General features: G+C 70.5%; 10 protein-coding genes. 2 read left to right on the plus strand and 8 right to left on the minus strand.

The genetic code is table 11. The annotated features are described in order from the left end of the window. Positions 1-9 precede the first annotated feature (9 nt). From ACFXPL_RS26975 to ACFXPL_RS26995, 5 genes are all read right to left on the minus strand, one after another. The gene (locus ACFXPL_RS26975) at positions 10-1,722 is read right to left on the minus strand and encodes a carbohydrate-binding module family 20 domain-containing protein (protein WP_384924378.1); all 1,713 of its coding nucleotides are present in this window, start codon (positions 1,720-1,722) and stop codon (positions 10-12) included. A gap of 148 nt (positions 1,723-1,870) precedes the next feature. Beyond that, complete coding sequence (locus ACFXPL_RS26980; RefSeq protein WP_384924380.1) at positions 1,871-3,565, minus strand: glycoside hydrolase family 13 protein; 1,695 nt, start codon at positions 3,563-3,565, stop codon at positions 1,871-1,873. A 101-nt stretch (positions 3,566-3,666) separates the two neighbouring features. After that, on the minus strand, positions 3,667-4,494 hold the full coding sequence (locus tag ACFXPL_RS26985) for a sugar ABC transporter permease (RefSeq protein WP_384924427.1): 828 nt from the start codon (positions 4,492-4,494) through the stop codon (positions 3,667-3,669). Positions 4,495-4,577: 83 nt separating this feature from the next. After that, positions 4,578-5,624, minus strand: a complete 1,047-nt coding sequence (locus ACFXPL_RS26990; RefSeq protein ID WP_384924382.1) for a carbohydrate ABC transporter permease — start codon at positions 5,622-5,624, stop codon at positions 4,578-4,580. Between the two features lie 20 nt (positions 5,625-5,644). Further along, complete coding sequence (locus tag ACFXPL_RS26995) at positions 5,645-6,919, minus strand: extracellular solute-binding protein (RefSeq protein ID WP_384924384.1); 1,275 nt, start codon at positions 6,917-6,919, stop codon at positions 5,645-5,647. A 324-nt stretch (positions 6,920-7,243) separates the two neighbouring features. On the opposite strand from ACFXPL_RS26995, the gene ACFXPL_RS27000 reads away from it, so the two are divergent. Beyond that, positions 7,244-8,299, plus strand: coding sequence for a LacI family DNA-binding transcriptional regulator (locus tag ACFXPL_RS27000; RefSeq protein WP_384924386.1), 1,056 nt, complete (start codon positions 7,244-7,246; stop codon positions 8,297-8,299). Between the two features lie 75 nt (positions 8,300-8,374). Next, positions 8,375-9,394 carry a phosphatase PAP2 family protein gene (locus tag ACFXPL_RS27005; RefSeq protein ID WP_384924388.1) on the plus strand — a complete coding sequence of 340 codons (1,020 nt, stop codon included), beginning with the start codon at positions 8,375-8,377 and terminating at the stop codon, positions 9,392-9,394. A gap of 96 nt (positions 9,395-9,490) precedes the next feature. Here ACFXPL_RS27005 and ACFXPL_RS27010 read toward each other — a convergent pair whose 3' ends face one another. The 3 genes from ACFXPL_RS27010 to ACFXPL_RS27020 all read right to left on the minus strand — a co-directional run bounded on the left by ACFXPL_RS27010 (position 9,491) and on the right by ACFXPL_RS27020 (position 14,449). Next, positions 9,491-12,592, minus strand: a complete 3,102-nt coding sequence (locus tag ACFXPL_RS27010; protein WP_384924390.1) for a bifunctional [glutamine synthetase] adenylyltransferase/[glutamine synthetase]-adenylyl-L-tyrosine phosphorylase — start codon at positions 12,590-12,592, stop codon at positions 9,491-9,493. A gap of 191 nt (positions 12,593-12,783) precedes the next feature. Next, positions 12,784-12,945, minus strand: a complete 162-nt coding sequence (locus ACFXPL_RS27015; RefSeq protein WP_384924392.1) for a hypothetical protein — start codon at positions 12,943-12,945, stop codon at positions 12,784-12,786. 142 nt (positions 12,946-13,087) lie between these two features. Next, complete coding sequence (locus ACFXPL_RS27020; RefSeq protein WP_382888499.1) at positions 13,088-14,449, minus strand: glutamine synthetase family protein; 1,362 nt, start codon at positions 14,447-14,449, stop codon at positions 13,088-13,090. Positions 14,450-14,661: the final 212 nt, after the last annotated feature.

A 14,661-nucleotide genomic window follows, 5' to 3' on the forward strand; every position in this document is an offset into this window, starting at 1 on the left:
TTCGGGGAGCTAGCTCCGCCAGGTGTCGTTCAGGGTGACCTTGCCAGACGCGGGCACCGTGGCCGTGCGGTTGGCGCCGCTCTCCCACGTCACCGCGCCCGCCGCGTCCTTGCGGAGGTACTTGTACTCGAACGTCGTGCCCGCGGGGAGCGCCACGTCGAGCTTCCACACCGGGTAGGACGCCGGGTCGAGCTTCAGCGCGCCGCCGGTGTTCCAGTTCGCCAGGGCGGACTGGTTACCGGTGACATAGATGTTCTGTCCGAGCGTCGTCGTGGCGTTGACGCCGAAGGACGCCCCCGACGCACCCGGCTGCGGCTCCGTACCGCCGCCACCGCTCCCCGAGCAGGTACGGGCGCCGGTGTGCAGCGCGAGCGCCGTGTTCGCGCCGAGGGTCGCGGTGAACTGTCCCGAGCCGTTGACCGTCACCGCGTTGCCGGTCTGTACGTCGCAGTAGGCGCCGCCCGGCAGGGACGTCTGGAACGTACGGGTGAGCGCGGAGCCCTCGTGGTTGACGGCCACGTATCCGGCCGAGCCCCGGCCGAAGGCGATCTGGTCGCCGCCGTTGTCCCACCAGTTGGTGACGGCCTGGCCCCGGGTGGTGTTGCGGAAGCCGACCATGGACGAGATCTCGCGCCAGGCGTGCTGGCACTTCCAGCCGTCGCTGTAACAGGCGTTGACCGTGCCGCCGTTGGGCGGGCCCGCGTCGCGGTCGGTGTACTCGTACCCCGAGTGCACGTCTGGCGAGCCGTACGGCCAGGCCAGCATGAACACGTTGGCCAGGGTGTAGTTCGCGCCGTCCTTGTAGCTGAGGGTGTCGCCGCCGCGCTCGGTGTCGTGGTTGTCGACGAAGACGGCGGACCTGCCCGACTCCATGTACCCCCAGCTCTCACCGAAGTTCTTCAGCGAGGCGAGGTTCTCGTTGTTGAACATCCGCTTGAGGTCCCGGGCGTAGCGGAACTCCTGGACGTCCCCGGTGGAGAGGTACTCGCCGGGCGAGACGGCCTCGCCCGCTCCGTAGATCGCCTCCTGCTTCCAGTAGGCACCCGGATTGGTCAGCCTGCTCTTGATGTTGGCGAGGTCGCCGGCGGGCATGTGCTTGGCCGCGTCGATGCGGAAGCCGTCCACGCCGAGGGAGAGCAGGTCGTTGAGGTACGCCGCGATCCGGCCGCGTACGTACTCCTCGCCGGTGTCCAGGTCGGCGAGGCCGACCAGTTCGCAGTTCTGGACGTTGGCGCGGTCACCGTAGTTGCTGATGGTGGAGCGGCAGTCGTCCATGTCGGCGCCCGAGTAGATGCCCGGGTAGTTGTACTTGGTGTACGAGGTGCCGCCGGTGCCGGTGCCGTCGCCCGCGGCCATGTGGTTGATGACGCTGTCGGCGACGACCTTGACGCCCGCCGCGTGGCAGGTGTTCACCATGGCGGAGAAGGCGGCGCGGTCCCCGAGACGGCCCGCGATCTTGTAGCTGACGGGCTGGTACGAGGTCCACCACTGGCCGCCCTGGATGTGCTCCTGGGGCGGCGACACCTGTACGTAGCCGTAGCCGGCGGGGCCGAGGGTGTCCGTGCACGCCTTGGCTATGGAGTCGAACTTCCACTCGAAGAGTACGGCGGTGACGTCCTTGGATCCGGGCGGTGCCGCCTGCGCGGTCCCGGCGGGGACCGTGAGGGCGGCTGCCGCGCCCGCCACGAGGGCGAGCGCGGCTGCCAGGGGTCTGCGAGCCATGATTCCTCCAACAGCACTGGTGGGGGAGGTGCGGGTGACGGTTCAAGGTTCTGGTGGTGCGGGTGGTACGGGTGGTGCGTCTCTGGGGAGGGCGCCGTTCAGCGGCGGGCGGCGCTCGGACCGACCACCGCACGGTCGTGGGCGGTGCTCAGGCCGACCACCACACCGTGGTGTCGGCCGGCAGCTCGAACTCCGTGCCCGGGGCGGCGTCCCCCGCCTTCACCGGGCCGCTCGCGAGCAGCAGTTCGCCCGGCGCGGGGATCCGTACCGCCGTGTCCGTCGTGTTGACGGTGCAGACGAAGCCGGTCCTGGCGAAGATCAGTACGCCCTCGGGCGCGTCCCACCACTCCACGGCGACGCCCCCGCCGAGCCCCGGGTGCTCCTTGCGCACGCTCAGCGCCGCCCGGTACAGCTCCAGCGTGGAGCCGGGGTCCCCGGTCTGCGCCTCGACGGACAGCCCGCCCCAGTGGTCCGGCTGCGGCAGCCAGCTCCCGCCCGCGCCGAAGCCGTACGAACTCCCCTCGCGCGTCCAGGGGATGGGCACGCGGCAGCCGTCGCGGAAGCCGTCCTGGCCCTCGGCGCGGAAGTACGACGGGTCCTGCCGGGCCTCGTCGGGCAGGTCGGTGACGTCGGGGAGCCCCAGCTCCTCGCCCTGGTAGACGTAGGCGGAGCCGGGAAGGGCCAGCATCAGCAGCGTCGCCGCGCGGGCCCGGCGCAGTCCGAGCGTACGGTCGCCGGGCTCCCGGGTCTGGGTGCCGACGCCGGGCGGGCCGGCGAAACGGGTGGCGTGCCGGGTGACGTCGTGGTTGGAGAGCACCCAGGTGGCGGGGGCGCCGACGGGGCGCATCGCGGCGAGGGAGAGGTCGATGACCTCGCGCAGCGCCTCGCCCTCCCACGAGGTGGCCAGGTACTGGAAGTTGAAGGCCTGGTGCAGCTCGTCGGGGCGTACGTAGTGGGCGGTGCGCTCGACGGTCGGGGTCCATGCCTCGGCCACGGCGATGCGTTCGCCGGGGTACTCGTCGAGGATGGTGCGCCACTGGCGGTAGATCTCGTGGACGCCGTCCTGGTCGAAGAAGGGCGTGCCGCCGTCGGCGGTGCCGAGCAGCCTGAGCCGGGCGCCGTCGCCGATGTCGGGCAGTCCTGGCGCCTTGACCAGGCCGTGGGCGACGTCGACGCGGAATCCGTCGACGCCCATGTCGAGCCAGAAGCGCAGGATGGAGCGGAACTCGTCGGCGACCGCCGGGTGGTCCCAGTTGAAGTCGGGCTGCTCGGGGGCGAAGAGGTGCAGGTACCAGTCGCCGGGGGTGCCGTCGGGGTCGGTGGTACGGGTCCACGCGGCGCCGCCGAAGACGGACTCCCAGTCGTTGGGAGGGAGTTCGCCGTGCGCGCCCTTTCCGGGGCGGAAGTGGTAACGCTCGCGCAGCGCGGATCCCGGGCCCTCGCGCAGGGCACGCCGGAACCAGTCGTGCGCGTCGGAGGAGTGGTTGGGCACCAGGTCGACGATGACGCGCAGCCCCAGCGCGTGGGCGTCGTGGATCAGCGCGTCGGCGTCGAGCAGGGTGCCGAACATGGGGTCGATGGCACGGTAGTCGGCCACGTCGTAGCCGGCGTCGGCCTGCGGGGACGCGTAGAAGGGGCTGAGCCAGACGGCGTCGACGCCCAGTTCCCTGAGGTACGGGAGGCGGCGGCGCACCCCGTCGAGATCGCCCATTCCGTCGCCGTTGCCGTCGGCGAAACTCCGCGGATAGACCTGGTAGATCACCGCGTCCCGCCACCAGCCGTCGCGGTGGCCCGGGGCGTCGTCGGACGTGCCGGAGAGAGGGGCAGTGAGGTGCTGGGTCATGTCGTCCCTGGGGGTCTGAGGGGTGGCCCGGAGGGTTTCCGGGTCGGGATGGGCGCACCTGCGCCGTTCCGGATCGGGATGGCGCACCGGCGCCGGTCTCGTCAGCCCTTGACGGCGCCCGCGGACATCCCGGTGACGAGGTGGCGCTGGGCGAAGAGGAAGACGAGGGCCGCCGGGATGGCGATCAGTACGGACGCGGCGGTCATCGGGCCCCATTGGGCGCCGTACTGGTTGACGAACTTCTGGAGACCGCCGGCGAGGGTGAGGTTCTCGTCGCCGACCATGAAGGCGGAGGCGTACGCGACCTCGCCCCACGCGGTGATGAAGGAGTAGAAGGCGGTGACCGCGAGCCCCGGCTTCGCCAGCGGCAGGATCAGCCGGAAGAAGGTGCCGAAGGGCGTGAGCCCGTCCACCATGCCGGACTCGTCGATCTCCCGGGGGATGGTGTCGAAGAAGCCCTTCATCATCCAGGCGCAGAAGGGCACGGCGATGGTGAGGTACGTGATGACGAGGCCGGTCGGATTGTTGAGGAGTCCGAGGCCCGACATGATGTTGTAGATCGGCACGATGAGGACGGCGACCGGGAACATCTGGGTGATCAGCAGGGTCCACATCAGCCCGCGCTTGCCGGGGAAGCGGAAGCGGCTGACGGCGTAGCCGGTGGTGGCGGCGACGAAGACACCGAGCACGGTGGTGAGGCCCGCGATGAGCAGCGAGTTGCCGAACCAGGTGAGGAACGGGGTGTCCCGCAGCAGGTTGGTGTAGTTCTCGAAGGTGGTGTCCTTGAAGAAGTCCGTGGTGGTCGCGTAGCTCGCGGGCTTGAGCGAGGTCAGCAGGACCCACAGCACGGGGAAGACCGCGATCACCGACGCCACGGTGAGGGTGGTGTGCAGCGCGACGGAGGCCGCGGGTGAACGGCGCCCGCGCAGCGGCGCGTTGGCGTCCGGTACCGCGGCGGGCGCGGCGGGCTCGGTGGTCGGGCCGGGGGCGGCGGGCGTGGCCGGGGCTGTGGTCACCACGTATCTCCCTGCTTGCGGAGGACTCGCCGGTAGACCGCGGCGAAGGCCATCAGGAGGACGAGGATCAGCACGCCCCAGGTGGAGGACTGCGCGAAGTCGCGCGGGCTGATCTCGAAGGAGAACTTGTACGCCTGGGTGACCAGGATCTGGGTGGCGTCGCCGGGTCCTCCCCTGGTCAGCAGGAAGATCACCGGGAACATGTTGAAGGTCCAGATGGTGGAGAGCAGGATCACCGTCGTGCTGACGGAGCGCAGCCCCGGCATGGTGATGTGGCGGAACCGCTGCCAGGGGCCCGCGCCGTCCATCTCGGCGGCCTCGTACATCTCCCCCGGGATGGACTGGAGTCCGCCGAGGAGCGCGACCATCATGAAGGGCACGCCGAGCCAGATGTTGACGGCGATGACGGAGAACTTGGCCCAGGTCGGGTCGTTGAGCCAGGGCACGGCGTCGATGCCGCCGCCGGCCAGCAGCTTGTTGAGGAAGCCGCGGTCCTCGTTGTAGAGGAATCGCCAGGCGAAGACGGAGACGAAGCCGGGCACGGCCCAGGGCAGGATCAGCAGCATCCGGTAGAGGGAGCGGCCCGCGATGCGGCGGTTGAGGATGTTGGCGAGGGCCAGGCCGAGGGCGAAGGTGAGGCTGACGCAGGAGACGGTCCACACCAGTGTCCAGCCCAGTGTGGAGAGGAACTGGCTGCCGGTGAGGGCGGCGGTGTAGTTGTCGAGTCCGACGAACTCGTAGGTGGCCGGCAGGTGGTTGACGCCGATGTTGCGTTCGACGTTGCGCTCGTTGGCGTCGGTGAGCGACAGGTAGACGCCGCGGACCAGCGGATAGCCGATGATCACGCCGATGACGACGACCACCGGGGTGACCATGGTCCAGGCGTACCAGTGCGTCGCGAGTGCCCGCCGGAGTCTGCCGGCCAGGCCCCCGGGCGGGGTCCCGGCCGGCGCGCCGGGGGGTGTGCCAGTGCCGCGGCCCCGGCCGCGGGCGAGTTCGTCGCCCGCGGCCCGCGCCACCGACTGGCCGGAGTGGACAGCCATCAGCCGGCCTTCCTTTCCTGCTACTTCCAGCCCTTGAGCAGCTTGCGGTAGGCGTCACCGGTGGTCTTGACGCCCTTGTCCGGGGTGGTCTGGCCGGTGAGGACCTTGGTGTACTCGGTGACCAGCGGCGCGAACAGGCTGCCGGTCTCGGGGATCCAGGGGCGCTCGATGGCCTTGTCGACGACAGGCTTGAAGAAGCCGACGATCTCGTTGTCGGCGACGCCCGGCTTCGCGTAGACGGAGGTACGGGTCGGGAGCAGGCTGAGCTGCTCGGCGACGCTCGCCTGGCTCTGCGCGTCGGTCATGTACTCGACGAACGCGTAGGAGGCGTCGAGGTTCTTGGAGCCCGCGTACACGGCGAGGTTGTGGCCGCCCTGCGGGGCGCCCTGTTCGGCGGAGCCCGCCGGTACGGGGGCGATGCCCAGGTTGGCCTTGTCCTTGAACTGCGCGCCGCCGTAGGTGTCGGCCACGGCCCAGGGGCCGTTGATGATCATCGCGACATCGCCGTCCTTGAACGACGCCTGCATGTTCTCCCAGCCGTCGGTGGCGTCGGTCTTGGCGGCGCCGGAGTCGACCAGGTCCTTGACGACGGTCATGGCCTTGACGCCGGCCGCGTTGTCGACGGTGACGGTCTTGGAGTCGGCGTCGACCAGGTTGCCGCCCTCGCCGTACAGGAACGACAGGAACCAGTACGCGTCGTCGCCGCGCAGGTAGAGCCCGGTCTTCCCGGTCTTGTCCTTGATCGTCTTCGATACGGTCTTCAACTCGGCGACCGTCTCGGGGACTTCGACGCCCGCGTCCTTGAAGATCTTCTTGTTGTAGAAGATGCCCATGGAGTCGATGACCTGCGGCACCGCGTACGCCTTGCCGTCGTACTTCGTGGACGCGGCGGCCTGCGGCAGGAAGTCCTTCTCGTCCTTGAGCGCCGACGTGCCGTCCAGCGGCGCGAGATAGCCGAGATCGGCGAACTCGGGCGTCCAGGCGACCTCGGAGCGGATCACGTCGGGGGCGCCCGAGCCGGACTGCGCGGCGTTCTTGAACTTGTTCTGGGCGTCCCCGAACGGCACGTTGACGTACTTGATGTCGACCTTCGGGTGCTTCGCCTTGAACCCCTCGGCGAGCTTCTTGAAGACCTTGTCCTCGCTGCCGACGGTCGAGGTGTCCCACCACGTGACCGTCCCCGACAGCTCGCCGCCCGCGCTCTTCGAGCCGCCCGAACCCCCGTCACCACCGCAAGCGGTCGCCGCGAGGGCCAGGATCGCGGCCAGGGCGGTGGCCGTTATGCCACGTCGCATCCGAACTCCTTCAACTGCCGTACCGCTCCGTCGCGGCGCCGGGTCGGACGTGAACGTAACAGCGATGCAAGAAGGCCGAAAGACCTTGCGGAAGATTTCTGCAAGGTGCGCCGATCGTTACCGGTGTGTGTCCTGCTGATCGCGCCGCTCACCCGGGAGGCGCGCCCCTACCCCAGCCCCTAGGGGTGGAAGGGTTCCAGACCCCTCCAGGAGGACGTCGACCGCACCGCAGGAAGGTTTCGCAAGATCTTGCAAGAACTTGCCGTCCGCTCGGTTCACCCGCGTGGTGGGCAATCCGACAGCCGACCGGTACAGTCCACTCCCATGACCGCACGGCTTGCCGATATCGCAACTCAGGCGGGGGTCAGCGAAGCGACGGTCAGCCGCGTTCTGAACGGCAAACCCGGTGTTGCCGCGACCACCCGCGAGTCCGTACTCGCCGCGCTCGACGTCCTCGGATACGAACGTCCCGTACGGCTGCGGCGCCGCAGCGCGGGGCTCGTCGGCCTGATCACGCCGGAGCTGGACAACCCGATCTTCCCGGCGCTGGCGCAGGTCATCGGGCAGGCGCTGACCCGGCAGGGGTACACCCCCGTACTGGCCACCCAGACGCCCGGCGGCTCGACCGAGGACGAGCTGACGGAGATGCTGGTCGAACGCGACGTCTCCGGCATCATCTTCGTCTCCGGGCTGCACGCCGACACCTCCGCCGACATGCGGCGGTACGAGAGACTGGGCGCCCAGGGCGTGCCGTTCGTCCTCGTGGACGGCTTCTCGCCGAAGGTCAGGGCGCCGTTCATCTCGCCGGACGACCGGGCGGCCGTACGGCTCGCGGTGACCCACCTCGTCTCGCTCGGCCACCAGCGCATCGGACTGGCCGTCGGGCCCAAGCGGTTCGTGCCCGTACTCCGCAAGATCGAGGGATTCCGGGCCACGGTCCAGGAGTTGCTGGGGCTGTCCGGGGCCCAGACCGACGAGCTGATCCAGCAGTCGCTGTTCACCCTGGAGGGCGGCCAGGCGGCGGCCTCCGCGCTGATCGAACGCGGCTGTACGGCGGTGGTGTGCGCGAGCGACATGATGGCGCTCGGCGCGATCAGGGCCGCGCGCCGGCTCGGTCTCGACGTGCCGCGCGACCTGTCGGTGGTCGGCTTCGACGACTCACCGCTCATAGCCTTCACGGATCCGCCCCTGACGACGATCCGCAAACCGGTGCCGTCGATGGGCCAGGCGGCGGTCCGTACGCTCCTGGAGGAGATCGGCGGTACGCCCGCCCCGCACAGCGAGTTCGTGTTCATGCCCGAACTGGTCGTACGCGGTTCAACAGCTTCGGGTCCCGGCCCCGGCCCCCTGGGGATGTCAGGGACGCGGCCTAGTCCTTGAGGCTGAGCGCGTGCGCACAGAACCCGCCCGAGGGATGATCGGTCGGAGGTGAAGAATCTGGCAGACTTTCGCCCCATGGGTGAATCCACGGTGAAGGCAGAGGAAGGCCGGACGGCCACCCCGTACCCCGAGCCGTCACCCACCCCGGACGAAACGGCCCCGGAGGCGACGGAGGCGGTCACGGACGCACGGGCGGACACGGACACGACGGCACCGCGGGAGACCACGGTGCGGGCGGACCGTACCCCCGGGACCGCGGAATCCACCGGACCCCGCCGGATGCGACGGCTGCGCTCCCCGCGCCGCCCGCGCATCTGGTTCGAGATCCTGCTGATCGCGGTCAGTTACTGGACGTACTCCCTCATCCGCAACGCGGTACCGGAGCAGCGCACCCAGGCGATGAAGAACGCCGACTGGATCTGGCACACGGAGCAGACCCTCGGCATCGCCGTCGAGCGGAGCGTCAACCACGCCGTCGACTCGGTGACCTGGCTGATCGTGGCCATGAACTACTACTACGCCACCCTGCACTTCGTCGTCACGATCGGTGTGCTCGTCTGGCTCTTCCGCAGCCATCCGGGGCGGTACGCGGCTGCCCGGCTGACGCTCTTCGCGACCACCGCCGTGGCCCTGATCGGTTACTACCTGTATCCGCTGGCGCCGCCGCGGCTGATGACCGGCGGCCACTTCATCGACACGGTCGTGCGCCACGAGACCTGGGGTTCGATGGCCTCGGGCAACCTGAAGAACATGTCGAACCCGTACGCGGCGATGCCGTCGATGCACATCGGCTGGTCCCTGTGGTGCGGCCTGACGATCTTCGCGCTCGCCTCGGCGCCCTGGGCGAGGATCCTCGGCCTGCTCTACCCCACCGCCACCCTGGTGGTCATCGTCGCCACGGCCAACCACTTCTGGCTGGACGCGGTGGGCGGGATGATCTGCCTGGCGTTCGGCTTCACGCTCTCGTACCTCTGGTACGGGGTGCTACCACACCGCCTGCCGCGCCGGGTGGCCGAGGACGGCCGCCCGCGGCGTGTCCTCGTACGGCGCCGGACGCGCCGCCGTGCGGAGGAGGAGCGCCCGGCGGCGCGCTGAGCTTCCACAACGCGACGCCACCGACGCCACCGACGGCTCCCGCCCGCGCCCGCCCGCTCACGGACGGTGCTCGCGGGCCGTGGTCACGGGCGGTGCTCACGGCGCTCCGTAGAACAGCTCCTCCATCACCGCCCGCGCCCTGCGGGTCGTCCTCCGGTAGTCGTCCAGCATGCCGCCGCTGACGCCTCCGTAGCCGTTGACGCCGTTGTGGCCGTTGTGGCCGCCGGCCGCGTTCTGCGGGTCGCCCCGTTCCGGTCCTGCCGGGCCCGCCCCGACGGCCGGTCCTGGCGCGTAGCCGAGGTAGCGGCCCATCGCGCCCATCTCGCGGCTGTCCGAGGGGAAGGTGTCGCCGGGCCTGCCCCGTACCAGCATCACCCCGTTGCGCACCCGCGTCGCCAGGACCCACGCCTCGTCCAGGACCGCCGCGTCCTGCGCCCCGATCAGCCCCGCCTCGTGCGCCGCCGCCAGCGCCCGGCGCGTACGCGTCGTCCGCAGCCCCGGCACCTCGAAGCCGTGCCGCATCTGGAAGAGCTGCACCGTCCACTCGACGTCGGAGAGCCCGCCCCGGCCCAGCTTGGTGTGGAGCGTCGGGTCGGCGCCGCGCGGCAGCCGCTCCGTCTCCATCCGCGCCTTGAGCCGGCGGATCTCCCGCACCGCGTCCTCGCCGAGACCGCGCGGCGGATACCGCAGCGGGTCGACCAGTTCGACGAAGCGGCGCCCCAGCTCCGCGTCGCCCGCCATCGGCTCGGCGCGCAGCAGCGCCTGGCTCTCCCACGCGAGCGACCAGCGCCGGTAGTACGCGGCGTAGGAGGCGAGCGTACGGACCATCGGACCGCTCTTGCCCTCCGGGCGCAGATCCGCGTCGATCATCAACGGCGGGTCGGACGTGGGGACTTGAAGCAACCGCCGCATCTCGGCGACCACGGCGTTCGCGGCGCGCGCCGCCTCGTGCTCGCTGACGCCGTCGCGCGGCTCGTGGACGAACAGGACGTCCGCGTCGGAGCCGTACCCCAGTTCGTGCCCGCCGAAGCGGCCCATCCCGATGACCGCGAACCTGGTGGGCAGGGTGTCGCCCCACTGCTCGCGCACGACGGCGCGCAGGGCCGCGGCGAGCGTCGCCGCGTTGAGGTCGGTGATGGCGTTCCCGACCCGGTCGACCAGGGCGCCGGGGTCCTCCTCGGCCGGGGACTCCTCCGTACCGTACGAGCCGATCAGGTCGGCCGCGGCCGTACGGAACAGCTCGCGCCTGCGCACCCCGCGCGCGAAGGTGACCGCGCCCTCGGCGGTGTCGGCGCGGCCGACCGCCGCCAGGACCTCCTGTTCGAGGTGGTCACGGCCGCGCGGGGTCAGCCCGCCCGGGTCGCCGAGGATGGCCACCGCCTCGGGGGCGCGCAGCAGCAGGTCGGGGGCGAGCCGCCCGGCCGACAGGACGCGGGCCAGGTTCTCGGCGGCGGCGCCCTCGTCCCGCAGCAGCCGCAGGTACCAGGGGGTCTTGCCGAGCGCGTCCGAGACCTTTCGGAAGCCGAGCAGCCCGGCGTCGGGGTCGGCGGAGTCCGCGAACCAGCCGAGCAGCACCGGCAGCAGCGTCCGCTGGATGGCCGCCTTGCGGCTCACCCCGGACGACAGCGCCTCCAGGTGGCGCAGCGCGGCCACCGGGTCCGCGTAGCCGAGCGCTTCGAGCCGCTGCCCGGCCGCCTTGGCGCTGAGCCGGATCTCGCCGGGCGCGAGCTGGGCGACCGCGTCGAGCAGGGGCCGGTAGAAGAGCTTCTCGTGCAGCCGGCGTACGGCCGAGGCGTGCCGGCGCCAGGCCCTGTCGAGCTCGGCGACGGGGTCGCCGCGCAGCCCGAGGGAGCGGCCGAGGCGGCGCAGGTCGGCCTCGCCCTCGGGGACGAGGTGGGTGCGGCGCAGCCGGTAGAGCTGGATGCGGTGTTCCATGGCGCGCAGGAAGCGGTACGCCTCGTCGAGCTGCCGGGCGTCCGCGCGGCCCACGTACCCGCCGGCGGCGAGTGCGTCGAGGGCTTCGAGCGTGGAGCCGCTGTGCAGCGAGGCGTCGCTGCGGCCGTGCACCAACTGGAGGAGCTGTACGGCGAACTCCACGTCCCGCAGCCCGCCGGGGCCGAGTTTGAGTTCGCGTTCGGCCTGTCCCGCGGGGATGTTGTCGATGACGCGGCGGCGCATCTTCTGCACGTCGGGGACGAAGTGTTCCCGCTCGGCGACCTGCCAGACCAGCGGGGAGACGGCGTCGATGTACTCGGCTCCGAGGGACGGGTCACCGGCGACGGGGCGGGCTTTGAGGAGCGCCTGGAACTCCCAGGTCTTCGCCCAGCGCTGGTAGTACGCGAGATGGCTGCTGAGGGTCCGTACGAGCGGTCCGTTCCGCCCCTCGGGGCGCAGGTTGGCGTCGACGGGCCAGATGGTCCCCTCGGAGGTCGTCTCGGAGCAGATCCGCATGAGGTGGGAGGCGAGGCGGGTGGCGGCCTGGACGGCGCGCTTCGTGCCGTCGGGGTCGTCCGCGCCCAGGGGGGGTTCGCCGACGAAGATGACGTCCACGTCGGAGACGTAGTTCAGTTCGTGGCCGCCGCACTTGCCCATGGCGATGACGGCGAGCCGGCACGCGGCGGCGTCCTCGGGCGCGGCGGCCTTGGCGATCGCGAGGGCGGCGCGGAGGGTGGCGGTCGCCAGGTCCGCGAGTTCGGCGGCGATCTGGGCGACGTCGGCCGTGGCGCAGACGTCCCTGGCCGCTATGGCCAGCAGACAGCGGCGGTAGGCGATCCGTAGCGAGACGGGGTCCTTCGCCTCGGCGAGGGCGTGCTCGAACTCCTCGACGCCGGGGTGCAGATCGGCCAGCTCGTAGGTGACGAGGACGCGCCAGTCCTCGGGGTGTCTGGCGAGATGGTCCCCGAGCGCCTCGGACGCGCCGAGCACCCCGAGTAGCCGGTCCCGCAGCGGTTTCGCGGTGATCAGGGTGTCGAGCAGCGGCCGCAGCCGCTCGGGCCGCGCGGCCTCGGCCAGCCGGACGAGGCCGCGCAGCGCGAGATCGGGGTCGGCGGTCTGCCCGAGCGCGTCGAGCAGCAGCGGATCGGCCCGTACGGTCGCCATCTCGGGGACGTCGAGCAGCCGCTCGGCGGCGGACGGATCGGTGAAACCGTGCCGCAGCAGTCGGGTGAACGTACTGCTCCTGCGTCCCGGCATCGTCATCTCGCCGTCTCCTGTCAGCTCGGCATCCGCGCGATCGAGCACCAGGCATCGAGCCTAGTCGCAGGTGACGGCGGAAGACCGCCGCGAGTCCCGGCCGCGCGCCACGACGAGCGGCGGGTCACCGTTCGCGCCACGACGAGCGGCGGGTCACGGCCACCCGGTGGACCGGGGCCGTCGCGCCGCTGAACGGATCAGATGCTGTCCAGCACGTTCGCGACCACGCTCACCACCCGGTACTTCACCGCGTGCCACCGGTTGCAGTACCGCTTCGGGCGCCACCAGCGGCCCTGTTTCAGTGGACGGCCGCACCACTTGCAGGGTTTGGTGCGCACCTTGACGTCGAGTCCCCCCATGAAGCCCCCCAGGCCACGGTTCCGGATGTGTACGCGACGGCTTCGGGCCCGCACCGTGGTGGATGCTGTTGAACCAACGGCATCCGTGGTGGTGCGGGCCCGAAGTGTGTCGTTGACGCGGAGAGCAGCCGGCGGTCCGCGGCTACAGCACCGGGAGGTTCTTCTTCAGCTCGAAGGCGGTGACCTCGGAGCGGTACTCCTCCCACTCCTGCTTCTTGTTGCGGAGGAAGAAGTCGAAGACGTGCTCGCCCAGCGTCTCCGCCACCAGCTCGCTGCGCTCCATCAGGGAGATCGCCTCGCCCAGGTTCTGCGGCAGGGGCTCGATGCCCATCGCGCGGCGTTCGGCGTCGGAGAGGGCCCAGACGTCGTCGTCGGCGCCCGCCGGGAGTTCGTAGCCCTCCTCGATGCCCTTGAGGCCGGCGGCGAGCAGGACCGCGTACGTCAGGTACGGGTTGGCGCCCGAGTCGATGGAGCGGACCTCGACGCGGGCGGAGCCGGTCTTGCCGGGCTTGTACATCGGGACGCGGATCAGCGCGGAGCGGTTGTTGTGGCCCCAGCAGATGTACGAGGGGGCCTCGCCGCCCGAGCCCGCGGTGCGGGTGGAGCCGCCCCAGATGCGCTTGTAGGAGTTGACCCACTGGTTGGTGACGGCCGAGATCTCCGCGGCGTGCTTGAGCAGCCCGGCGATGAAGGAGCGGCCGACCTTCGAGAGCTGGTACTCCGCGCCCGACTCGTAGAACGCGTTGCGGTCGCCCTCGAAGAGGGAGAGGTGGGTGTGCATGCCCGAGCCCGGGTACTCCGAGAACGGCTTCGGCATGAACGTCGCCTGGACGCCCTGCTCCAGCGCGACCTGCTTCATGACGAGGCGGAACGTCATGATGTTGTCCGCCGTGGAGAGCGCGTCCGCGTACCGCAGGTCGATCTCCTGCTGGCCGGGGGCGCCCTCGTGGTGGCTGAACTCCACCGAGATGCCCATGGATTCCAGCATCGTGATCGCCTGGCGCCGGAAGTCCATCCCCACGTTCTGCGGGGTGTGGTCGAAGTAGCCGGAGCTGTCGGCCGGGGTCGGCCGGGTGCCGTCGACCGGCTTGTCCTTCAGCAGGAAGAACTCGATCTCGGGGTGGGTGTAGAAGGTGAACCCCAGATCCGAGGTCTTGGCGAGCATCCGCTTGAGGACGTACCGCGGGTCGGCGAAGGACGGCGAGCCGTCGGGCATGAGGATGTCGCAGAACATCCGCGCCGTGCCCGGGGCCTCGGCGCGCCAGGGGAGGATCTGGAAGGTGCCCGGATCGGGCTTGGCGATCATGTCGGATTCGTAGACACGGGCGAAGCCCTCGATCGCGGAGCCGTCGAAGCCCATGCCTTCGTCGAAGGCCTGTTCCAGCTCCGCGGGTGCGACGGCGACCGACTTCAGGAAACCGAGGACATCGGTGAACCAGAGCCGCACGAAGCGGATGTCGCGCTCCTCCAGCGTACGGAGCACGAATTCCTGCTGCTTATCCATATCCTACCCATCCTTGCTGGTCAGGCCACCTGCTCCCATGTCGCGGGGCACGTTGGGGCACACGAGCATCCCACCACACGATTTCCGGCGCGTTGCGAACGCCCGTCCAACGCTCCGGTACGTGCGCGTGTACGGGCACACGCCCATCTTGTACGGGCACACGCCCATAGTGCCTGTCCAGGTGGTGCCCATGAAACAGGTGACCGCAATCC

The sequence above is a fragment of the Streptomyces sp. NPDC059092 genome, from assembly GCF_042756365.1.
Classification (GTDB): domain Bacteria; phylum Actinomycetota; class Actinomycetes; order Streptomycetales; family Streptomycetaceae; genus Streptomyces.